Raw genomic sequence first — 19,457 nt, 5'->3', positions numbered from 1 at the left:
GTCACCGTTGTCTTTCGGATATATAAGTGCTGCAAAACAGTTAATATAAGCGCATAATTTCGTGCTACATTGTACCAATCTAACTATGAGTAAATTCTTTCATGACGATTAAAAACACGGCAAAAGTACTATTCACTTTATCGATGTTATTACTGACTAGTTGTGGTGGAAGCAGTAGTTCAAAAAATATCGATACTGACCCTGACGGTACAATATTGCCAACAAGCATCGAAGAAATTTTAGAAAATGCAGTAGATAAAGGTGTTGATGGTATATTTGTTTATATTGATCAAACAGATAAGCTTAATCAAAGTTATGTCGCCGGCCTGCAAGATAAAGTAAACATGCTACCAGCAAATGAAAACTCTCTATTTAAAATTGCCAGTATTAGTAAGTTATTTATTGCGGTAAGCACAACTAAATTAATAGCGGAAGGACAATTATCGTTAAATGACACCTTAGCCTATTGGTTGCCTGAAATAGCAGGAAGAATCGCAAATTCAAATACCATTACTATTGCTCATATGTTGCAGCACCGCAGTGGTATTGCTGATTTTGATAGTCAATCAGGGTTCGATTGGCAAAATGCCCATACAGATATTGATAAAACATTATTATATGCATTCGATAAACCGGCTGATTTCACACCTGACAGTAAATATGAATATTCTAATACTAATTATTTATTACTCGGTAAAATCTTAGACCGTTTGCTTGGCTATCATCATCAGGAATATGTACGTGAACAAATTCTTGTACCATTGGAAATGTATGATACCTATGCAGAGCTTACTGACGTAGACCAATCTCTTTTGGTAAAAGGCTATTGGGGAAATATAGATAGGTCAGAGCAAGATTATGCTATTCCTGGAGGCTCTATGATCTCAACAGTTAAAGATATTGCCACGTTCATTCGAGCATTAAATACAGGAACGCTATTAACGCCTGCTGAAAAAGACATTTATTCTTCTGTTTATTGGTTTGGGCACTCTGGTTGGTTACCTGGCTATCAGAGCATAGCGAGGTACGATAATAAAATTGACGCTGTAGTAATTCAATTTATCAATACAACCGGTGATAACTCTGAAGATATAGCGAGCACATCATACGAACAAATTTTGAATTTACTTCGTCAGTAACAAACGCTGTTAAGACAAGTAACGTACAGACTCAACGTTAAAGGGTAGCTTTCGCTACCCTTTCATAATTTATTGCCAATACTTAGTAAAACATTAATCGCCATAACCAACTGCTGTCGAGCTCATCTTGACAACTTTTTAATTGACCACCGTATGTTTTAGCTCTTGAGTCAACTTTACGCGCTACTTTAACTAACCAAGCCTTTTGATTGTAGGTTTTGCGTTTAAAACCGCCCCAGCCTTCGTGATAATTTAAATACTGGCTGTACGTGTCCCACTTTGAAATACCATTTATTTTTTGAGTTTTTGAAATAAACCAACCCATAAAATCAATCGCATCGTCAAAGTCATCACGATCGGCGCCACTATTATCTGATTCACGAATGTAATCATCCCAGGTCAATGTTTTAGCCTGTGAGAAACCATAGGCACTACTTACTCGGCCCCAAGGTATAAAACCGAACAGATAGTCTCTTGGCGGCAAAGCATCGGCTCTAAATGAGCTTTCTTGATACATCATGCTCATAGGTACATGGATAGGCACACCCCAACGCTCGTTCATGTCTTTAGCGCCTTCATACCAACTATGATGCTCTCTAAAGATCTCGCAAATATTCTCAGGGTTTTCCGGCGGAGGAGTAGTACAACCACTAAGTTGTAACATAGTGACTATAACTATTAGCGGTTTTATTATTGTCAGCGCATTTTTTTTATTCATAACGACTCAGAAGATGCTGTTTTATATAGGGTGTCTTGTTTTTTTCAAGTATAGATGACCCCAAAGTGCAGTGATTACTTATCATTTCAGCTGCGTTAATTTATGTTCGAGTAGAATAACTACATATCACATGAATTGCTGTGTACAAATAACAACGACTCAACTGCAAAACAAAACTGTAAAGGTCACAAACCCTATTCTGCCAGAAAATAAAAGTTTTTTTAGTTTTTTTTAGACATTTATGAACTTTTTTATTTTTACATGCTCATACATTATGTAGTTATATTTCTCCTTAGTTTTTTTTAGCACATAACATTAGTTATGTGCTTTTTTTTTGGTAAATGCGCTATATTCACTGCAGAGTTAACAAAATACTTTAGCTAGTAGAGTTTTGAATAATAATAAAGGTAATACCATGGCAGGCACCAGCTTAATAACATTGATTGATAAAATTGCAGTCGCTCTAGATGACGTTGCATTAATGACAAAGGTGGCCGCTAAAAAAACTGCAGGGGTATTAGGCGATGACTTAGCTTTAAATGCGCAGCAAGTGCAAGGGGTAAAAGCAGACAGAGAAATACCTGTGGTATGGGCTGTGGCGAAAGGCTCATTTATTAATAAATTGATCCTCGTTCCCTCTGCTCTATTGATCAGCGCATTTATTCCATGGTTAATCACACCATTATTAATGATTGGCGGCTTGTACCTTTGTTTTGAAGGTGTTGAAAAAATAGCTCATTCTTTATTCACCAGTAAAGAAGAAAAAGAGGCTGAGCATCAGCGCGATCTAGAAGCGTTATCAAACCCAGAAGTGGATATGTTGGAGTTTGAAAAAGAGAAAATTAAAGGGGCTATAAAAACCGACTTTATTTTGTCAGCCGAGATAATCGTTATTGCTTTGGGAACAGTGCAAAACAAAAGCATCCTAGAACAGACAAGTGTTGTTTCTTTAATTGCTCTACTTATGACCGTAGGCGTTTATGGCTTAGTTGCAGGTATCGTTAAACTTGATGATTTGGGTCTGCATTTACTAAAACAACCGGTTCAAACATCTTGGGGTAAATGCAAGCAACTGATCGGTAGAGGCTTATTAAGTTTTGCACCAAAACTAATGAAAACGTTAGCGATTGTAGGTACAGCGGCAATGTTTCTAGTGGGTGGCGGTATTATTGTTCATGGCTTGCCATATTTACACCATTTATTAGAAACGATAGAACAAAGTATCACCTCTGACATAGTCGTCTGGTTTAGCGCTCCTGTTTTCAATGGCGTTGTTGGCATAATTGCCGGTGCTGTTGCGCTAATGATATTTAACCTAATCTATAGTGCATATCAAAAGATAAAATCTTAAAAGTTAAAAGTCTACGAAGTAAAAAGCCAGAATTGGTCATCCCATATTCTGGCTTTTTCAATAGTAGCTCCTGAAACGAGTTAAGGAAAAGGAGTGTTTATTGCTCTTCGTTTCTCGTCTCTCGTTTCTTAAACTTACTCAGATATGTATTCAACAATCTCTAAACCAAAACCAGATAATGAGTGGTATTTAGTTTGTGAGCTTAAGAGGCGCATTTTATGAACACCTAAATTCGCTAAAATTTGTGAACCGACACCAACATTTCGAGAACCAACGTGTTTAGTCACTTCATCAACTTCAATGCCTTGATCTTGCTTAGCATATTTTTCAACTTGTTGAATAAGGTGTTGCGGCGATTCATGCTTACCAAGCAAGACTAGCACCCCACCCTCTTTGCCAATTTTTTCTAAGGCATTACCAATTGGCCAGTTGTTTTTGCTATCTCGTGTAGAAAACAGTAAATCACGGAAGGTATTTTCCAAATGTACACGAACCAAAGTCGGTTGATCAGGCTTTATCTCACCTTTAGTAAGAGCAAAGTGCGTTTGACCATCGATGGTATCGGTAAATGAAACTAGATCAAATTCACCAAATTGAGTTGGCAATTTACACTCGCTTACACGAGTAATGGTAGTTTCAGTTGCATTTCGATATTCGATTAAATCGGCAATGGTACCCATTTTAACATCGTGTTTTTCAGCAATTAACTCTAAATCAGGACGTCGCGCCATAGTGCCGTCTTCATTTAAAATTTCAACAATAACTGCAGCTGGTTCACAACCTGCCATACGAGCTAAATCAACACCAGCTTCAGTATGACCCGCACGGTTAAGTACTCCGCCATCTTTAGCAATTAATGGAAATATATGACCTGGTTGTACAATTGAGCGGTGGTCTGCATCTTTATCACACGCTGCTAATACAGTCGTTGCACGATCAGCTGCTGAAATACCAGTAGTAACACCACGAGCAGCTTCAATAGATACAGTAAAGTTAGTCGTAAATTGTGCGTCGTTTTTATCCACCATCAGAGGTAATTTTAACGTTTCACATTTTTCGCGTGACATCGGCATACAAATTAAGCCACGACCATGTGTGGCCATAAAGTTAATTGCATCAGGCGTAACTTTTTCAGCCGCCATGATGAAATCACCTTCATTTTCACGATCTTCATCATCCATCAAGATAACCATTTTACCAAGCGCGATATCGTTGATAATTTCTTGTGGTGTATTTAATTTCATTGTTTATTAACCTTTTATAAAACCGCTACGCAATAGCAGTTCTTTGCTTATGCCAGAGCTTATCTGTGCTGTACTATCTTGCTCTTGGCAAAATAATAATCGTTCAATATAGCGGGCAATTAAATCTACTTCTAGATTCACCTTTTGCCCAACTTGGTATGTACTAATAATAGTTTGTTCTGTGGTATGTGGAACAATTGTTAACCGAAAGCGGTTATCTTCAACCGAGTTAACCGTTAAGCTTACACCATCGACGGTAATTGAGCCTTTTTCGGCCACATACTGCTTTAATGAGTCGCTGAGTTCAATCCAATATTCAATTGAATTACCTACCTGCTTTATCGACAGTAACTTGCCAATACCATCAACATGGCCACTAACCATATGACCGCCAAAACGAGTGGTAGGAAGCATAGCCTTTTCAAGGTTAACTTTCGTGCCAGTACTATAATTGGCAAAACCGGTACGGGTTAACGTTTCACTCGAAACATCAGCGCTGTAACTTGCACCATCAAAATCGACAACGGTTAAACAGATACCGTTGGTGGCAATCGAATCGCCAAGCTTTACATCGGCTAAATCTAAGTTACCAATGGCGATAACAACTCGTGCACCGTTCGCGTTTAAATTTATCGCTTTTACTTGACCAATTGCTTCTACAATTCCGGTAAACATTAATGTGCCTTCAAATAAGCATTGCTGCTTAATATGTTAAATTTGTTTATTCACAGTCGCTGTAATTTTAATATCAGCGCCTATCATACGTATATCTTTGATATCTAATGATATCGCGTCTTTTAAACTTGTTAATTGCTCAATATCAAACAAGCCACGAGTGTTCTCACCCATTAATTTAGGTGCTTGATAGAGTATCAGTTCATCAACCAAATTTTGCCTTATAAAAGCTCCGGCTAAACGTGCGCCGCTTTCTAGCCATAAAGTATTTAGTCCAAGCTCTGCAAGTTTAGTGATCAAATCAGTTAAGTCTGCTTTACCTAAGCGTTCGTTAACTTGTATCTGTTTTACAAAATGCGGCCATTGGTGCTCATTTTCAACCGTTGTACGAACTAAAATTACCGGAGATTGTTGATTGAACAAAGCCAAAGATGGTGTCAGGCGATTTTGACTGTCAATTATAACTCGAACAGGTTGCCTAATATCATCTTCTTTTAGGTCATTTGCTATAAAACCCAATTCGTTATAACGCACATTTAATTTGGCATCATCAATCATGACGGTATCTGCACCGCTTATAATCGCACAGCTTTTAGCTCTATAACGCTGTACATCCTGGCGAGCGTCGCTTCCGGTTATCCATTTACTTTCACCATTGGCCATAGCTGTTTTGCCATCAAGGCTTGCCGCCATTTTGCACCGTACAAATGGCTTACCGGTTTTCATTCGTTTAATAAAACCGGGGTTCAACATATTTGCCGCACTTTCTAAAACGGCAACCTCTGTCGTTATGCCTGCTTCTTCTAGCATTTTAATACCGCGACCAGAAACTAATGGATTAGGATCTACCATGCCAATTACCACATGCTTAATACCTGCAGCAATTAACCCTTTCGCACACGGCGGTGTTCGACCAAAGTGGCTGCATGGCTCTAACGTAACATAAGCAGTAGCACCTTTTGCCTGTTCACCAGCTTGTTGTAATGCATTAACCTCTGCGTGGCCTTCGCCTGCTTTTTGATGCCAACCTTCACCGACAACGTCACCATTTTTAACTAAAACACAGCCGACAACAGGATTAGGCGATGTTGTGAATTCGCCTCTTTTAGCCAGAGCAATCGCCCTTTGCATATACTGTTCATTTAATCTTTGGCTGTCGAGTTTAGCTGTGTGTGACGTATGCATAAAATATTGATCCTATTCGTCATCGCCTAAACGAGCAATTTCTTCACCGAATTCGCGGATATCTTCAAAAGAACGGTATACCGAAGCAAAGCGAACATACGCAACTTTATCAAGACCTTTTAGTACATCCATAATAAGATTACCAAGCATTTCACTTGAAACTTCTCGTTCACCCGTTGCTCTGAGTTGTGACTTTAATTTGTTAATAGCTAATTCGGTATTTTCGGTACTTACCGGGCGTTTCTCAAGAGCTCTTAATAAACCATTTCGCAACTTATCTTCATTGAAAGGCTCTCTTGAACCGTCACGTTTGATGATCCTTGGCATAACAAGCTCAGCTGATTCGAATGTAGTATAACGTTCTTTGCAATCTAAACATTCCCGACGACGTCTTACTTGATGACCGTCAGAAACTAATCTTGAGTCAATTACTTTAGTATCTGTTGCTGCACAAAATGGACAATACATAAAATTCCTACTATTTGTTTTTATTATAGTTTTAATAAACAATGGCAAGCAAAAAAAAATAGCCGCTATAAGCGGCTATTTTAATCTAATTTATTTAATATTGCGAAACCTATCCACAATAAAAACTAAACAATGAATTTATGCGTAAACAGGGAAACGAGAACAAAGCTCGATCACATTTTCACGAACAGTAGAAATTGTATCTTCATTAGATAAGTCATCTAAAATATCACAAATCCAACCGGTCAATAGTGTAGTTTCAGCTGTACCAAAACCACGACGAGAAATGGCTGGAGTACCTAAGCGAAGACCTGAAGTAACAAATGGAGAACGTGGGTCATTTGGAACCGAGTTTTTGTTTACTGTGATAAAAGCTCGACCAAGTGCAGCATCAGCATCTTTACCGGTAATGTCTTTATCGATTAGATCTAACAATAATAAGTGGTTTTCTGTACCGTTAGATACAACTTTATAACCACGTTCTTGTAATACCGCCACCATAGTTTTAGCATTATCTAAAACTTTTTGTTGGTACTCTTTAAATTCTGGTTGTAGTGCTTCTTTAAAGGCTACCGCTTTTGCAGCGATAATATGCATTAATGGACCACCTTGACCGCCTGGGAAAACCGCAGAATTTAGTTTTTTCTCGATAGCTTCGTCATTACAGCCAGAAATAATTAAACCACCACGAGGACCCGCTAACGTTTTATGAGTGGTAGTCGTTACAACGTGTGCATGTGGAACTGGGTTAGGATATAAGCCAGCTGCAATAAGACCTGCAACGTGAGCCATATCAACCATAAAGTAAGCGTCTACTTTATCAGCAATTTCACGCATTCTTGCCCAATCAACAACACCAGAGAATGCAGAAAAACCACCAATGATCATTTCAGGTTTGTGCTCAAACGCTAAACGCTCAAGTTCTTCGTAATCTATGTCGCCCGTTTCTGGGTTAAGACCATATTGGAATGCTTCGTAAGATTTACCAGAAAAGTTTACATGAGAACCATGAGTTAAATGGCCACCATGAGCCAAACTCATACCTAATACTTTTCCGCCTGGCTTAACAAGTGCTTGGAATACCGCAGCATTTGCCTGAGAACCAGCGTGTGGTTGTACGTTTGCATAAGTGGCACCAAATAACTCTTTAGCACGGTCTATTGCTAATTGCTCTGCAATATCAACGTATTCACAACCACCGTAGTAACGCTTACCAGGATAACCTTCAGCATATTTATTGGTCAATTGAGAACCTTGAGCTTCAAGAACGCGAGAGCTACAGTAGTTTTCAGATGCAATTAATTCGATGTGGTGTTCTTGGCGTTCAACTTCATTGGTCATTGCTTGATATAATTCAGGATCAAAATCAGCAATATTCATATCACGTTTAAGCATTGGTTTTCCTCAGTCAACATTTATGAACTAGCGGTACTAGTTTGAATTTTTAATGGCAGTATTCTGCCTTAACAGTGAGCTGTTGTATATTAATTTTGCAGCTTGTTACAAACAATTTCTATATAAGATATTGTTTAATGAATTTTCGCGGGCTGTTTACAAACGTAAATCTAAAAATAGAAGTTTGCATTCCTTATTCCTTAAACTAAAAAAGGGCCATCAGGCCCTTTCTAAATATCAGTTGTTAATGATTTTCACTGACCATATTAACTGTGTATTTTGGAATTTCCACAACCAAGTCTTCATCGCTGATGATGGCTTGGCAACCCAAGCGTGACTCCGGCTCTAAGCCCCAAGCTTTATCAAGCATGTCATCTTCAAGTTCATCACTTTCATCCAGTGAATCAAAGCCTTCTCTAATGACCATATGACATGTTGTACACGCACATACTTTTTCACAGGCATGCTCAACACCAATGTTATTTTTAAGTGCAACATCTAACACTGTTTCACCGGTTTCAGCTTCTACAACTAAACCTTCTGGGCATAATTCTTCGTTTGGAAGAAAGATAATTTGTGGCATGATTAAACCTCGTCTACCGAATGACCAGCTAAAGCCGTACGAATCGAAGAATCCATACGACGCTCAGCAAAAGTCGCTGTAACTTTGTCAACCGCTGCTATAGCAACTTCTATTGCCGCAATGCTGGACGTTTGACTGATTGTAAGTAAATTAGAAAGTGCAGAATTTATTTCAGCAAGTTCTTGCTCTGTTAGTAATCGTTCACCATCTTCACTGATGGCAGCTGTAACACTTTCGAATACACGGGCAGCTTCTACTTGCTGTTCTTTCAGCATGCGTGCATCCATATCTTCTTTAGCATTACTCATTGAATCTTTTAACATGGTAATAATGTCGTTTTCGTCAAGACCAAATGAAGGTTTCACTTCAATGGAAGATTCAACACCTGTAGATTTTTCCATGGCGCTAACACTCAATAATCCGTCCGCATCAACTTTGAATGTTACCCGAATATGTGCAGCACCAGCGGTCATCGCTGGAATACCTCTTAATTCGAATCGAGCTAATGAGCGGCAATCTTCAACTAATTCACGTTCGCCTTGTAACACATGAATAGCCATCGCTGTTTGACCATCTTTAAAGGTGGTAAATTCTTGTGCTTTAGCAACGGGGATTGTTGTATTACGAGAAATAACTTTTTCAACCAAACCGCCCATAGTTTCTAAACCAAGCGATAAAGGAATTACGTCAAGTAACAGCATGTCACTGTCTGGTTTGTTACCCGCTAAAACATCAGCCTGAATCGCAGCGCCAATGGCAACTACTTTGTCCGGGTCAATTGAAGTTAATGGCGTTTTTTGAAAGTAGCTGCCTACTTCAGAGCGAACGAGTGGTACGCGAGTAGAACCGCCAACCATGATGACTTCATTAACATCACTGATATTAACATCAGCATCTTTTAATGAACGTCGACACGCTCGTAATGTTTTTGCAACCAGCGGTTTAATTAATTGATTAAAGGTTTCTCGTGTTAACTGACAAGAAAACTCCTCTCCAGACTCTAGGGTCAAATTAACCATTGCCGATTCAGCATCGGTAAGTTGCTCTTTTACAGTACACGCCTGTTGTAACACTTGGCGCTCCATTGAACTTGATAACGGACGTTGCAAGTTTGCTTGCTCGAGAATGTGTTCAACTAAAACCAGATCAAAATCATCTCCACCTAAAGCAGAATCACCGCCAGTAGCGAGTACTTCAAACACCCCTTTAGCTAAACGCAATACAGAAATATCAAACGTGCCACCGCCTAAATCAAAAACGGCAATAACACCTTCTTGACCGCTGTCTAAACCATACGCAACAGCTGCTGCTGTTGGTTCGTTCAATAAACGTAAAACATTCACACCAGCGATGGTCGCTGCATCTTTCGTGCTTTGACGTTGTGCGTCATCAAAATATGCGGGAACAGTGATCACTACACCTTCTAAGTCGCCGCCTAATGATTGTTTAGCTCGATCGACCAAGTTAGATAAGATTTCAGCCGACACTTGCACTGGGTTCTTTGGACCCTTGCGAGTATTTAACGATGGATGAGAGTCTTCACCACAAAACTGGTATGGCAAGGCTGGGTATTTAGCATTAATGTCTGAGAGCGATCTGCCCATTAAGCGCTTTACTGATACGATGGTGTTTTCAGGATCGCTAATGGAGTGTGCTTTAGCTGCGTCGCCAACTAAAACGGCATTACTTTGATAGCTAACAATAGAAGGTAAAATATCATTACCTTGTGAATCAGTTAACGTTTCTGCCAAACCACTTTTCACACTTGCCACTAATGAATTGGTGGTACCTAAATCGATACCTGCCGCTAATCGGTGTTCGTGTGGAACTGTACTTTGTCCAGGTTCAGCAATTTGTAATAGAGCCATGTTTATATATCTTTTGTGATTAAATTTTTAACTTAGTCAAGTAGATCGTCTTCAATACGATCTAGCTCAATTTGTAATTTTTGATAGAACTTTAACTTGCGTGTCAGCTCGCTTGCACTTACGTTATCCGCTTGGTTATTCGTTGCTAATAAGCGTTCAACTTGTTGCCATAAATGTTGGGCTTGTACGTCTAAAGTTTCTTGCGCTGAAAAAATGGCAGCATCAATATCGCTGGCACCAGCGATATCACCAAGCATTTCTCTAAGCTCCATTTGCTCCATTAAAAAGCTTACGTTACCAAAAGACTCTTGCTCTAAAGGAAGTTCTGTACCGCGTAATTTTAGCAGATACTCAGCGCGCAAAATCGGCTGTTTCAACGTTTGAAAAGCATCGTTAATTTCAGCTGACTTTTGCACTGCTAATAGTTGTTCTTGCGAAGAAGCGTGAGCAAAACGATCCGGGTGGACCGTTTTTTGTAACGCTTGATAAGTAGCAGACAGCTCGGTTAAGTCGAGGTTAAATTTAGCGTCTAGGCCAAATAATTGGTAGTAGTTCAAGGTGTTGCCCGCTAGTTAGATTAGTTATACGTTAAAGCTTTCGCCACAACCACACTCGCCTTTAGCGTTAGGGTTGGTAAATTTGAAGCCTTCGTTTAAGCCTTCTTTAACAAAATCTAGTTGTGTGCCGTCAATATGCACTAAGCTTTTGCCGTCAACAATAATATTTACATCATCAATGTTAAATACTTCATCGTCGACATTGAGCTCATCAACAAATTCCAACACATAGGCTAAACCTGAACAACCCGTAGTTTTAACACCTAAGCGCAAACCTAAGCCTTTACCACGGTTTTGTAAAAACGAGCGAACACGTTCAGTAGCCGCTGGAGTCATTGAAATTGCCATATTCTTTACCTAGCCTTGTTTTGCTTTGTAATCTTCAATTGCTGCTTTAATAGCATCTTCAGCTAAAATAGAACAATGGATTTTTACTGGCGGTAACGCTAGCTCTTCAGCAATTGCGGTATTTTTGATTTCGCTAGCTTCATCAATAGACTTGCCTTTTACCCACTCAGTAACTAATGAGCTAGACGCAATGGCTGAGCCACAACCGTAAGTTTTAAACTTTGCATCTTCAATGATACCTTGATCATCAATTTTAAGTTGTAGTTTCATTACATCACCACACGCTGGTGCGCCTACCATACCGGTTGCGATTTGAGGATCATTTTTATCAAACGAACCTACGTTGCGTGGGTTTTCATAATGATCGATTACTTTTTCGCTATAAGCCATAATTTGCCCCTAAATTCTGTAATTTCACCAGTTGCCCTATGCAACTAGTGACCTGCCCACTCTACTGTGTCTAAATCGATACCATCTTGGAACATTTCCCAAAGTGGTGACATCTCACGTAAGTGGTTTATTGATTTTTGAATAAGATCAATTGCGTAGTCAATTTCTTCATTGGTAGTAAAACGACCGAAGCTGAAACGAATTGAACTGTGTGCCATTTCATCATTTAAACCTAATGCACGTAGTACATATGAAGGTTCTAAACTTGCTGAAGTACATGCTGAGCCTGAAGAAACAGCCAAGTCTTTTAATGCCATTATCAATGATTCACCTTCCACGAAGTTAAAACTGATATTCAAGTTACCTTGATAGCGTTTATCTGAATCACCGTTAATAAATACTTGCTCCATGTCTTTAACGCCTTCCCATAAACGGTTACGCATTGCAGTAACATGAGCTAAATCTTGTGCCATCTCTTCTTTGGCAATTCGACAAGCTTCACCAAAACCAACGATTTGGTGAGTAGCAAGTGTGCCACTGCGCATACCGCGTTCATGACCACCACCGTGCATTTGTGCTTCTAAACGAATACGCGGCTTACGACGAACGTATAAAGCGCCAATTCCTTTCGGGCCATACATTTTATGAGCTGAAATAGACATTAAATCTACTTTAGTTGCCTGCATATCAACTGGTATTTTACCAACAGATTGTGCAGCATCTACATGGAAAATAATTTTACGTGAACGACAAAGCTCACCAATTTCATTAATGTCTTGAATAACACCAATTTCATTATTCACATGCATAATACTTACTAATACAGTATCTTCACGCATTGCATCTGCTAGTTTATTTAAATCAATTAACCCATTTGCTTCTGGATCTAAATAAGTTACTTCATAGCCTTGGCGCTCTAATTCACGACAAGTATCTAAAACTGCTTTATGTTCAGTTTTACTGGTAATTACGTGCTTACCGCGCTTGTTATAAAAATGAGCAGCACCTTTAATGGCAAGGTTATCTGATTCAGTAGCACCTGATGTGAATACAATTTCACGAGGATCTGCATTAATTAAGTCAGCAATTTGATTACGAGCAATATCAACAGCTTCTTCTGCTTGCCAGCCGAATTTATGTGAACGTGACGCCGGGTTGCCAAAAAAGCCATCGGTAGTCATGTATTGCATCATCTTTTCTGCAACACGCTTATCAGCTGGTGTTGTTGCAGAATAATCAAGATAAATAGGTAACTTCATGAATTTTTCTCTCTCAATAAACGGTGGTTTAATTACCACTCGCCAATAATATTTCGTGTTGAAATCAAAGTGCCTACAGGCTTTTCGCTACTGTTTGCTGCATAAACTGCATCTTGACGCTCTGATACTCGTTGTACATCACCTTGGTTAACAAGTTCACTCAAGGTAATGCTACTTAAAAAGTCCGCGATTCGGTTACTTAAGTCGTTCCATAAATCATGGGTTAAACATTTGTGTCCAGCTTGGCAATTACCTTGGCCAGCACATTTTGTCGCATCAACGCTTTCGTCTACGGCATTGATTACATCACTTACGGCAATTGTTGCTGAGCAACGCCCCAAACGGTAACCACCGCCCGGTCCACGTACACTGCTCACTAATCCATGCTTACGTAACCGTGAAAACAACTGTTCTAGATACGACAATGAAATACCCTGTCGCTCAGATATGTCAGCCAAAGGTACAGGCCCTGATTCGGCGTGAATAGCGACATCAAGCATTGCAGTTACTGCGTAACGCCCTTTGGAAGTTAATTTCATTGTTTCACCTTAAATTTATATACCAAATTGTACTTTTGGGTACTTATAATTGTTTTATTTTGGTAGCTATACCACGTTGACTCATTGGTAATACAGGCGCATTTTACTTAACCTTGTATAATAGTCAACTATATACTTGACTATTTTACTCGGGTATTAGTGAAACGGCAAGATTAAATTGTAGGATCAAAGGATTCTTTTTCAGATTTGCGTCGCTCTGCAGCTGCTTTTTCATCTTCGACAAATTCACTAACGTGTAATGGTGGTAACTCTTCTTCGCATACTTTACCACCAACTTCGTTAACGGCTTTTGTCACTTCCTGCAATTTTGAGTCCATCAACTGTACATGATCTAATACTCTACCAATTGCTTTAGCAACAGGATCTGGGTTATCGCTTGCTACCGCATATGCATCAAAACCATATTTACTGGCAAGCTTACTACGCTCACTCTCTTTGGGATCTTTTGAATTGCTGACAATACGCCCTGGAATACCTATAACAGTTGCACCTTCTGGTACATCTTTTACTACTACAGCGTTAGAGCCTATACGTGCATTGGCACCAACATTCAGAGGCCCAAGTACTTTGGCACCTGCGCCAATTACTACATTATTCTCTAACGTAGGGTGTCGTTTACCTGCATTCCAACTGGTACCGCCCAAAGTTACACCATGATAAACAGTACAGTCATTGCCTATTTCAGCAGTTTCACCAATAACAATCCCCATACCGTGGTCAATAAAGAAACGGCGACCAATAGTTGCGCCGGGATGAATTTCGACTCCAGTTAACCATCGAAATATCGTAGAAACCGTGCGTGCTAACCACTTAAGTTTGCGTTGCCATAACCAGTTCGAGATACAGTGGCCCCAAATGGCATGAAGCCCAGGGTAATTGGTTAATACTTCAAATGTGGTTCTAGCCGCAGGATCGCGGTCAAACACACTTTTAATATCTTCTCGAATTCGGCTTAACATGTAATTCCTATTAATCGTTTGGTTTATCGTAATGTAATTAACGATATACCATCATTAATTAATCTTTATTTTTTACGGATTTGTCAATCGAGGCCAATATGCCACGAAGCATTTTTAGTTCTTTGCCATCTGGACGAGCACGGTTAAACAAACGGCGAACTTTTGTCATGATAATGCCCGGATGTTTTGCTTGTATAAACCCTGTTTTTTGCATCGCACTTTCAAAGTGATCATAAAATCGCTCAGTTTCTTCAACTAGCTGATATTTACTTTCACCATCTTGTAGTTCAGCGTCAGCAGAGTCTGATGATACTTCTTGTTTTTCAAACTGTGCTTGCTCTGCCTCTAAGAAGTTCATTCTTATTTCATAGCTTAACGTTTGTACTGCCATTGCCAAATTTAAAGAGCTGTATTCAGGATTGGCAGGAATAGCGACATGATAGTGACACAATTGCAATTCATCATTAGTTAAGCCACTGCTCTCTCGACCAAAAACTAACGCCACTGGGTACTCTTTTCCCTCTTCTGACATTTGTTTGCCGCAACTTCTTGGATCAAGCATTGGCCAAGGCAATGTACGTGATCGAGCACTGGTACCAACGACAAGACCACAATCTTCAATGGCTTCTTTCATTGTTGCAACGACCTTAGCGTTGGCAAGTACATCTGTAGCGCCAGCTGCCAAAGCTTGCGCTTGCCCATTTGGCATTTCTTTTGGATCGACCAAGACCAAATTTTTAAGGCCCATGGTTTTCATTGCACGGGCGGCAGAGCCCATATTGCGACAATCAGAAGTATTTACTAAAACTATACGTACGTTATCTAACATGTGTTTTTCTTTGATGTTCAATTTTCCGCGATTTTAACACATGTAAGGCGAAAGTGTAGAGAATATGTAGCATAAAATAGCATGAATTCTTTACAAAAAAGATCAATTTATCTAATTGGCTTAGTTCATTTATTTATTAGAAATATATTTTGTTTATATTGAGTTAACCTGCTGTAAGCTAGTTTTTATCTAAGGTTTAACTGGCAATCGTACATTTTTGAACTATAAATAATTCTTAATAATACAATTTTAGCTTTGGTTCGCTTTTGTTGTTGTCTTTTGGTATACTGCGCGCCGTTTTGTTGCTCCTGTCGGGAGTAACGGTTTAAATTGTTCTTTTTAAAATTAGGGTAGTCATTATGCATCCGATGCTTAATATCGCGATACGCGCTGCGCGTGCCGCTGGTTCTGTTGTTGCTCGTGCTTTCGAAAATACTGATAAAGTTGTTGTTGAAGCAAAAGGTAAATTTGATTTTGTTACAAATTTCGATCTGGAAGCAGAACAAATTATTATTGATACGTTACGAAAATCGTATCCTGAACATTCTATCGTAGGTGAAGAATGTGGTGTTTTGCCAGGCAAAGATTCTGACTACCAATGGATCATCGATCCTATCGATGGTACCGCTAATTTTGTTAAAGGCATTCCTCACTTTTCTGTTTCTATTGCCCTGAAAGTTAAAGGGAAATTAGACCAAGCTGTTATTTATGATCCAATCCGTGGTGAATTATTCACAGCAAGCCGTGGTAAAGGCGCACAGCTAAACAGTTCACGAATTCGAATTAAAGCTCATAAAGAATTAGCAGGTACTATTTTAGCAACTGCTCTTCCGTACAAACAAAAAGCAAGCAGTGACGCATACTTTGGCATGTACCAGGCATTATTTAGTAAAGCTGCAGATATTCGCAGTGCCGGTTGTCCATCATTAGATTTAGCTTATATAGCAGCTGGTCGAATGGACGGTTTATTTGAACTTGGCCTTAAGCCTTGGAATACTTCTGCAGGTGAACTACTGGTTATTGAAGCTGGTGGTTTAGTAACAGATTTTGTCGGTGGCCATAATCACTCACAAAACGGCAATATTGTTGCCGCTAGCCCACGTTTATTAAAAGAAATTTTAACGGACATTCGTCCGCACTTAACGCCGGCGATGAAACTTTAGTTTCTTAACTACATATTTTTGAAAAGGGCTAAACTCTTAGAGTTTAGCCTTTTTTTTTGGCCAAGGATGGCCTATATGACAAAAATGCATGGAGCAATTTTTGTTTTTACTTCAGGGATGAAGGAATGCAAACTGCCATGGATGGCTTTAAGTTTGTAACCTTAATGGATGGCGCAAAGGGAGGGCTTGGCCATGGACCGTTCTTATGCTTCCTTGCGTTCACGGCATACACAACATCCATGTTGAAAAACGCTTTAAGTTTGTAACTCCACGATTTGCAAATATTTAAAACAGCTATTATTTATAATTAACCAATATTAGCTCTTCCTGTCGCGGGGCTAAATAATTAACTTTGCCCTGACTGAACAAAGCGTTCTCTTCAAGCATAATGACAATGTCTTTTTGCCACTCTTCACTGTATACGGTCGCATTCAATTCAATCGCATAAGCGGTGTTATTTCGTAGTAAGCGATCACCTTCGCCGGGTACACCATGTTGTGAATCCCACTTTCCAATAGTAGTTCCAGCAGCATGACCATGAAAACCTATTGGGTGACTGTATATCATTGGTTTGATGCCGTTTAATAATGCCTGCTCTCTACTTTTTGATAATATCTCGTTACCGCTTATCCCTTGTTCAAAATTGCTTGTCAGAATATCTTGCAATTTATTCCCTACATTAAGCGCATTAATTAAAAATTTTGGCGCCCGCTTTTCCTCAGGTTTAAGCACATAAGCATGTTGTTGAATGTCAGTATTTAAGCGTAAATAGCTAATACCAAAATCAACATGCAATAAGTCACCGGGTAAAATGATTAAGTCAGGATCTTCACTTACGGCCATGTTTTTATATTTACGTTGCAAGCGTACACTTGGCTGGAACCAAGTTTGTAAACCCAACTTGCTAACTTCATCTCTAAACCACCAAACTAAATCACCTACAGTTGTTTTGCGAGGGCGTATAACGGCATTTGAAAAGCCTTTTCTAATTATTGCTTTTGTTAACGCCACCATTTCTTGATGTGCTTGCACTTCTTCGACTATTCGAGTTTCTAACCAACTTACCGCTAAATCTTCCCCTGAGACTATGCGCTCACGGTACTTGTTAGGTAAATAAGAAAATAATAAATCTCTCTCTGTGGCAACTAAACCATCAGCAATTTCATAGTGCGCACTTTGATTTAACGCTATACGGTTTGGATCTCTAGCCTGAATCAGCTCTATTAATGCAAGCATTTGGTCCGGCTGAGATTCTTTATCCCAAGCTTTTTTAAACACATTACCCACATCATATCGAGACATGGCTTCAGCTTTAACGGTGCCATCATCCATTCTGGTGAACATTAAAATAGTTCTACGTCTAGCTCCCATCCATGTTGATGGCAACAATGTTTTTAAGACTGCATCCTCATTGTTTTCTCTTGAAATTAATATCCACATATCGATATTAGTTTCACTCATAAGCTGAGGTAAAAGCTGCACTACTCGCTTAGACAATATCCTGTCTACTAGCTCACTGCGCTCCTGCATCGATAGGATATTAAATTCTTCGCCTAAATCTTGTTCAGCATAAGCTGTAAACGAATTAACAAAAATTAATGTCGTAAAGATATAAAGTTTTTTAAAAAAATTAATTTTCTGCATCAAGTTATCTTTTCAAGTTAGGTACTAATCATCGTGATTGCTTTTAAGGGATTTATCAAGTTGTTATTTTTAATCTTAAACGTTGATTTATTTAGGATTAATCAAAAATGAGATATTTTTAATAACTAATTAGTATAAACAATCTCAATTAGATACTTTAATGTTATTAAAAACTCGTTAGTATGTACCTTATAACCCAATTGAGATGGGATAGAGAAAGGCTCACATGAATATTCTTAGCAACATAAATAGTAAATCAAAATTTTCCGCTGGCGAAGTAGCCTTAATTGGCGCGGGGCCTGGAGATGCCGAATTGCTAACACTTAAAGCATTACGTTTTATACAAAATGCCGAGGTTGTAATATATGACCGGCTAGTAAGTAATGAAATTTTGATGTTAACACCTCAAACTTGTCGCAGAATATATGTGGGTAAAGCGATTCATAAACATTGCGTTACCCAAGAAAAGATTAATGACACAATCGTTGAGTGGGCACAAAAAGGTAAAAAAGTTGTTCGTTTAAAAGGTGGAGATAGTTTTATTTTTGGTCGTGGCTCTGAAGAAGTAAACTACCTATTAGAGCATGGCATTGCTAGCCATGTCATTCCGGGGATTACATCAGCTTCAGGCGCAACGACTTATGCAGGAATTCCATTAACTCATCGTGATGTTGCACACAGTTGTAGTTTTATTACTGGTCATTTTAGCCATGATGGTGAGTTATCCCTACCTTGGAGCAATTACGCAGATAAAACGCAAACTCTCGTTTTTTATATGGGAGTAAAAAGTGCGACAACTATTTCTCAGCAATTAATAGCTCATGGTAGAGATGAGCAAACTCCAGTTGCAATAATTCGCAAAGGCACTCAAAACGATCAGCAAGTTTGGCGCACAACCTTAAATAAATTACCCAATACAGTTGCGACTAACGAGATCAAACCACCAAGTTTATTAGTCATAGGCGATGTGGTTAATGCCATAAACCAACAAGCATTAGCAGATGTAAACGATGCCGAGCAGCCTGCATTCTTCGCACCTAAGAATAACGTTATCCAAACTCTTTCTGAATTGGGATAGGTTTACATTACGTCCTAATAAATTAGGACCAACCAAGGGAACAA

The 19,457-nt window shown here is 39.1% G+C and carries 21 protein-coding genes; 5 read left to right on the top strand and 16 right to left on the bottom strand.

Annotated elements, in window-relative coordinates; translation table 11 throughout:
* Nucleotides 1-101: 101 nt before the first annotated feature.
* Nucleotides 102-1,139, top strand: coding sequence for a serine hydrolase domain-containing protein (locus RI845_RS04845; protein ID WP_348388618.1), 1,038 nt, complete (start codon nucleotides 102-104; stop codon nucleotides 1,137-1,139).
* Nucleotides 1,140-1,221: 82 nt separating this feature from the next.
* Here the strand turns inward: RI845_RS04845 and RI845_RS04840 are convergent, their stop codons facing one another.
* The gene (locus RI845_RS04840; RefSeq protein ID WP_348388617.1) at nucleotides 1,222-1,857 is read right to left on the bottom strand and encodes a transglycosylase SLT domain-containing protein; all 636 of its coding nucleotides are present in this window, start codon (nucleotides 1,855-1,857) and stop codon (nucleotides 1,222-1,224) included.
* Nucleotides 1,858-2,272: 415 nt separating this feature from the next.
* Here RI845_RS04840 and RI845_RS04835 point away from each other — a divergent pair, with 415 nt between their 5' ends.
* Complete coding sequence (locus RI845_RS04835; RefSeq protein ID WP_348389503.1) at nucleotides 2,273-3,208, top strand: DUF808 domain-containing protein; 936 nt, start codon at nucleotides 2,273-2,275, stop codon at nucleotides 3,206-3,208.
* A 134-nt stretch (nucleotides 3,209-3,342) separates the two neighbouring features.
* Here the strand turns inward: RI845_RS04835 and ribBA are convergent, their stop codons facing one another.
* The 14 genes from ribBA to trmJ all read right to left on the bottom strand — a co-directional run bounded on the left by ribBA (nucleotide 3,343) and on the right by trmJ (nucleotide 15,528).
* Nucleotides 3,343-4,452: a bifunctional 3,4-dihydroxy-2-butanone-4-phosphate synthase/GTP cyclohydrolase II gene (gene ribBA, locus RI845_RS04830; protein WP_348388616.1), complete on the bottom strand. Its 1,110-nt coding sequence runs from the start codon at nucleotides 4,450-4,452 to the stop codon at nucleotides 3,343-3,345.
* 6 nt (nucleotides 4,453-4,458) lie between these two features.
* Nucleotides 4,459-5,127 (bottom strand): riboflavin synthase, encoded by a 669-nt coding sequence (locus tag RI845_RS04825; protein WP_348388615.1) that lies wholly within the window; start codon nucleotides 5,125-5,127, stop codon nucleotides 4,459-4,461.
* 36 nt (nucleotides 5,128-5,163) lie between these two features.
* Complete coding sequence (gene ribD / locus RI845_RS04820) at nucleotides 5,164-6,312, bottom strand: bifunctional diaminohydroxyphosphoribosylaminopyrimidine deaminase/5-amino-6-(5-phosphoribosylamino)uracil reductase RibD (RefSeq protein ID WP_348388614.1); 1,149 nt, start codon at nucleotides 6,310-6,312, stop codon at nucleotides 5,164-5,166.
* 12 nt (nucleotides 6,313-6,324) lie between these two features.
* Nucleotides 6,325-6,780: a transcriptional regulator NrdR gene (gene nrdR / locus RI845_RS04815; protein WP_348388613.1), complete on the bottom strand. Its 456-nt coding sequence runs from the start codon at nucleotides 6,778-6,780 to the stop codon at nucleotides 6,325-6,327.
* 138 nt (nucleotides 6,781-6,918) lie between these two features.
* A complete protein-coding gene (glyA, locus tag RI845_RS04810; RefSeq protein WP_348388612.1) occupies nucleotides 6,919-8,175 on the bottom strand; it encodes a serine hydroxymethyltransferase in 1,257 nt (418 codons plus the stop codon).
* Nucleotides 8,176-8,419: 244 nt separating this feature from the next.
* Nucleotides 8,420-8,758 carry an ISC system 2Fe-2S type ferredoxin gene (gene fdx / locus RI845_RS04805; protein WP_348388611.1) on the bottom strand — a complete coding sequence of 113 codons (339 nt, stop codon included), beginning with the start codon at nucleotides 8,756-8,758 and terminating at the stop codon, nucleotides 8,420-8,422.
* A 2-nt stretch (nucleotides 8,759-8,760) separates the two neighbouring features.
* Entirely contained in the window at nucleotides 8,761-10,626 is a 1,866-nt protein-coding gene (gene hscA / locus RI845_RS04800) for a Fe-S protein assembly chaperone HscA (protein ID WP_348388610.1), read from the bottom strand.
* Between the two features lie 32 nt (nucleotides 10,627-10,658).
* The gene (gene hscB / locus RI845_RS04795; protein ID WP_348388609.1) at nucleotides 10,659-11,183 is read right to left on the bottom strand and encodes a co-chaperone HscB; all 525 of its coding nucleotides are present in this window, start codon (nucleotides 11,181-11,183) and stop codon (nucleotides 10,659-10,661) included.
* Between the two features lie 24 nt (nucleotides 11,184-11,207).
* A complete protein-coding gene (gene iscA, locus RI845_RS04790) occupies nucleotides 11,208-11,531 on the bottom strand; it encodes an iron-sulfur cluster assembly protein IscA (RefSeq protein ID WP_348388608.1) in 324 nt (107 codons plus the stop codon).
* A 9-nt stretch (nucleotides 11,532-11,540) separates the two neighbouring features.
* Complete coding sequence (gene iscU / locus RI845_RS04785) at nucleotides 11,541-11,921, bottom strand: Fe-S cluster assembly scaffold IscU (RefSeq protein WP_348388607.1); 381 nt, start codon at nucleotides 11,919-11,921, stop codon at nucleotides 11,541-11,543.
* Between the two features lie 44 nt (nucleotides 11,922-11,965).
* On the bottom strand, nucleotides 11,966-13,180 hold the full coding sequence (locus RI845_RS04780; RefSeq protein WP_348388606.1) for an IscS subfamily cysteine desulfurase: 1,215 nt from the start codon (nucleotides 13,178-13,180) through the stop codon (nucleotides 11,966-11,968).
* A 32-nt stretch (nucleotides 13,181-13,212) separates the two neighbouring features.
* A complete protein-coding gene (gene iscR / locus RI845_RS04775; RefSeq protein ID WP_348388605.1) occupies nucleotides 13,213-13,719 on the bottom strand; it encodes a Fe-S cluster assembly transcriptional regulator IscR in 507 nt (168 codons plus the stop codon).
* Nucleotides 13,720-13,892: 173 nt separating this feature from the next.
* A complete protein-coding gene (cysE, locus tag RI845_RS04770; RefSeq protein ID WP_348388604.1) occupies nucleotides 13,893-14,699 on the bottom strand; it encodes a serine O-acetyltransferase in 807 nt (268 codons plus the stop codon).
* A gap of 58 nt (nucleotides 14,700-14,757) precedes the next feature.
* Nucleotides 14,758-15,528 (bottom strand): tRNA (cytosine(32)/uridine(32)-2'-O)-methyltransferase TrmJ, encoded by a 771-nt coding sequence (gene trmJ, locus RI845_RS04765; RefSeq protein WP_348388603.1) that lies wholly within the window; start codon nucleotides 15,526-15,528, stop codon nucleotides 14,758-14,760.
* A 359-nt stretch (nucleotides 15,529-15,887) separates the two neighbouring features.
* Here trmJ and suhB point away from each other — a divergent pair, with 359 nt between their 5' ends.
* Nucleotides 15,888-16,691, top strand: a complete 804-nt coding sequence (gene suhB, locus RI845_RS04760; RefSeq protein WP_348388602.1) for an inositol-1-monophosphatase — start codon at nucleotides 15,888-15,890, stop codon at nucleotides 16,689-16,691.
* A 125-nt stretch (nucleotides 16,692-16,816) separates the two neighbouring features.
* Nucleotides 16,817-16,957 (top strand): hypothetical protein, encoded by a 141-nt coding sequence (locus RI845_RS04755; protein ID WP_348388601.1) that lies wholly within the window; start codon nucleotides 16,817-16,819, stop codon nucleotides 16,955-16,957.
* 31 nt (nucleotides 16,958-16,988) lie between these two features.
* Here the strand turns inward: RI845_RS04755 and RI845_RS04750 are convergent, their stop codons facing one another.
* A complete protein-coding gene (locus RI845_RS04750; RefSeq protein ID WP_348388600.1) occupies nucleotides 16,989-18,335 on the bottom strand; it encodes a M24 family metallopeptidase in 1,347 nt (448 codons plus the stop codon).
* Nucleotides 18,336-18,561: 226 nt separating this feature from the next.
* Here RI845_RS04750 and cobA point away from each other — a divergent pair, with 226 nt between their 5' ends.
* Nucleotides 18,562-19,413 carry a uroporphyrinogen-III C-methyltransferase gene (gene cobA, locus RI845_RS04745; RefSeq protein ID WP_348388599.1) on the top strand — a complete coding sequence of 284 codons (852 nt, stop codon included), beginning with the start codon at nucleotides 18,562-18,564 and terminating at the stop codon, nucleotides 19,411-19,413.
* The last annotated feature ends 44 nt before the right edge of the window (nucleotides 19,414-19,457 follow it).

This window comes from Thalassotalea nanhaiensis (assembly GCF_031583575.1).
In the GTDB taxonomy this organism is placed as follows: domain Bacteria; phylum Pseudomonadota; class Gammaproteobacteria; order Enterobacterales; family Alteromonadaceae; genus Thalassotalea_A; species Thalassotalea_A nanhaiensis.
The sequence above is the reverse complement of the archived record's forward strand: the minus strand, read 5'-3'. Positions and strand labels throughout refer to the sequence as shown.

Coding starts and splice junctions, on each gene's coding strand:
- RI845_RS04845 (WP_348388618.1), top strand. CDS start 102: ATGACGATTAAAAACACGGCAAAAGTACTATTCACTTTATCGATGTTA.
- RI845_RS04840 (WP_348388617.1), bottom strand. CDS start 1,857: ATGAATAAAAAAAATGCGCTGACAATAATAAAACCGCTAATAGTTATA.
- RI845_RS04835 (WP_348389503.1), top strand. CDS start 2,273: ATGGCAGGCACCAGCTTAATAACATTGATTGATAAAATTGCAGTCGCT.
- ribBA (WP_348388616.1), bottom strand. CDS start 4,452: ATGAAATTAAATACACCACAAGAAATTATCAACGATATCGCGCTTGGT.
- RI845_RS04825 (WP_348388615.1), bottom strand. CDS start 5,127: ATGTTTACCGGAATTGTAGAAGCAATTGGTCAAGTAAAAGCGATAAAT.
- ribD (WP_348388614.1), bottom strand. CDS start 6,312: ATGCATACGTCACACACAGCTAAACTCGACAGCCAAAGATTAAATGAA.
- nrdR (WP_348388613.1), bottom strand. CDS start 6,780: ATGTATTGTCCATTTTGTGCAGCAACAGATACTAAAGTAATTGACTCA.
- glyA (WP_348388612.1), bottom strand. CDS start 8,175: ATGCTTAAACGTGATATGAATATTGCTGATTTTGATCCTGAATTATAT.
- fdx (WP_348388611.1), bottom strand. CDS start 8,758: ATGCCACAAATTATCTTTCTTCCAAACGAAGAATTATGCCCAGAAGGT.
- hscA (WP_348388610.1), bottom strand. CDS start 10,626: ATGGCTCTATTACAAATTGCTGAACCTGGACAAAGTACAGTTCCACAC.
- iscA (WP_348388608.1), bottom strand. CDS start 11,531: ATGGCAATTTCAATGACTCCAGCGGCTACTGAACGTGTTCGCTCGTTT.
- iscU (WP_348388607.1), bottom strand. CDS start 11,921: ATGGCTTATAGCGAAAAAGTAATCGATCATTATGAAAACCCACGCAAC.
- RI845_RS04780 (WP_348388606.1), bottom strand. CDS start 13,180: ATGAAGTTACCTATTTATCTTGATTATTCTGCAACAACACCAGCTGAT.
- iscR (WP_348388605.1), bottom strand. CDS start 13,719: ATGAAATTAACTTCCAAAGGGCGTTACGCAGTAACTGCAATGCTTGAT.
- cysE (WP_348388604.1), bottom strand. CDS start 14,699: ATGTTAAGCCGAATTCGAGAAGATATTAAAAGTGTGTTTGACCGCGAT.
- trmJ (WP_348388603.1), bottom strand. CDS start 15,528: ATGTTAGATAACGTACGTATAGTTTTAGTAAATACTTCTGATTGTCGC.
- suhB (WP_348388602.1), top strand. CDS start 15,888: ATGCATCCGATGCTTAATATCGCGATACGCGCTGCGCGTGCCGCTGGT.
- RI845_RS04755 (WP_348388601.1), top strand. CDS start 16,817: ATGCAAACTGCCATGGATGGCTTTAAGTTTGTAACCTTAATGGATGGC.
- RI845_RS04750 (WP_348388600.1), bottom strand. CDS start 18,335: ATGCAGAAAATTAATTTTTTTAAAAAACTTTATATCTTTACGACATTA.
- cobA (WP_348388599.1), top strand. CDS start 18,562: ATGAATATTCTTAGCAACATAAATAGTAAATCAAAATTTTCCGCTGGC.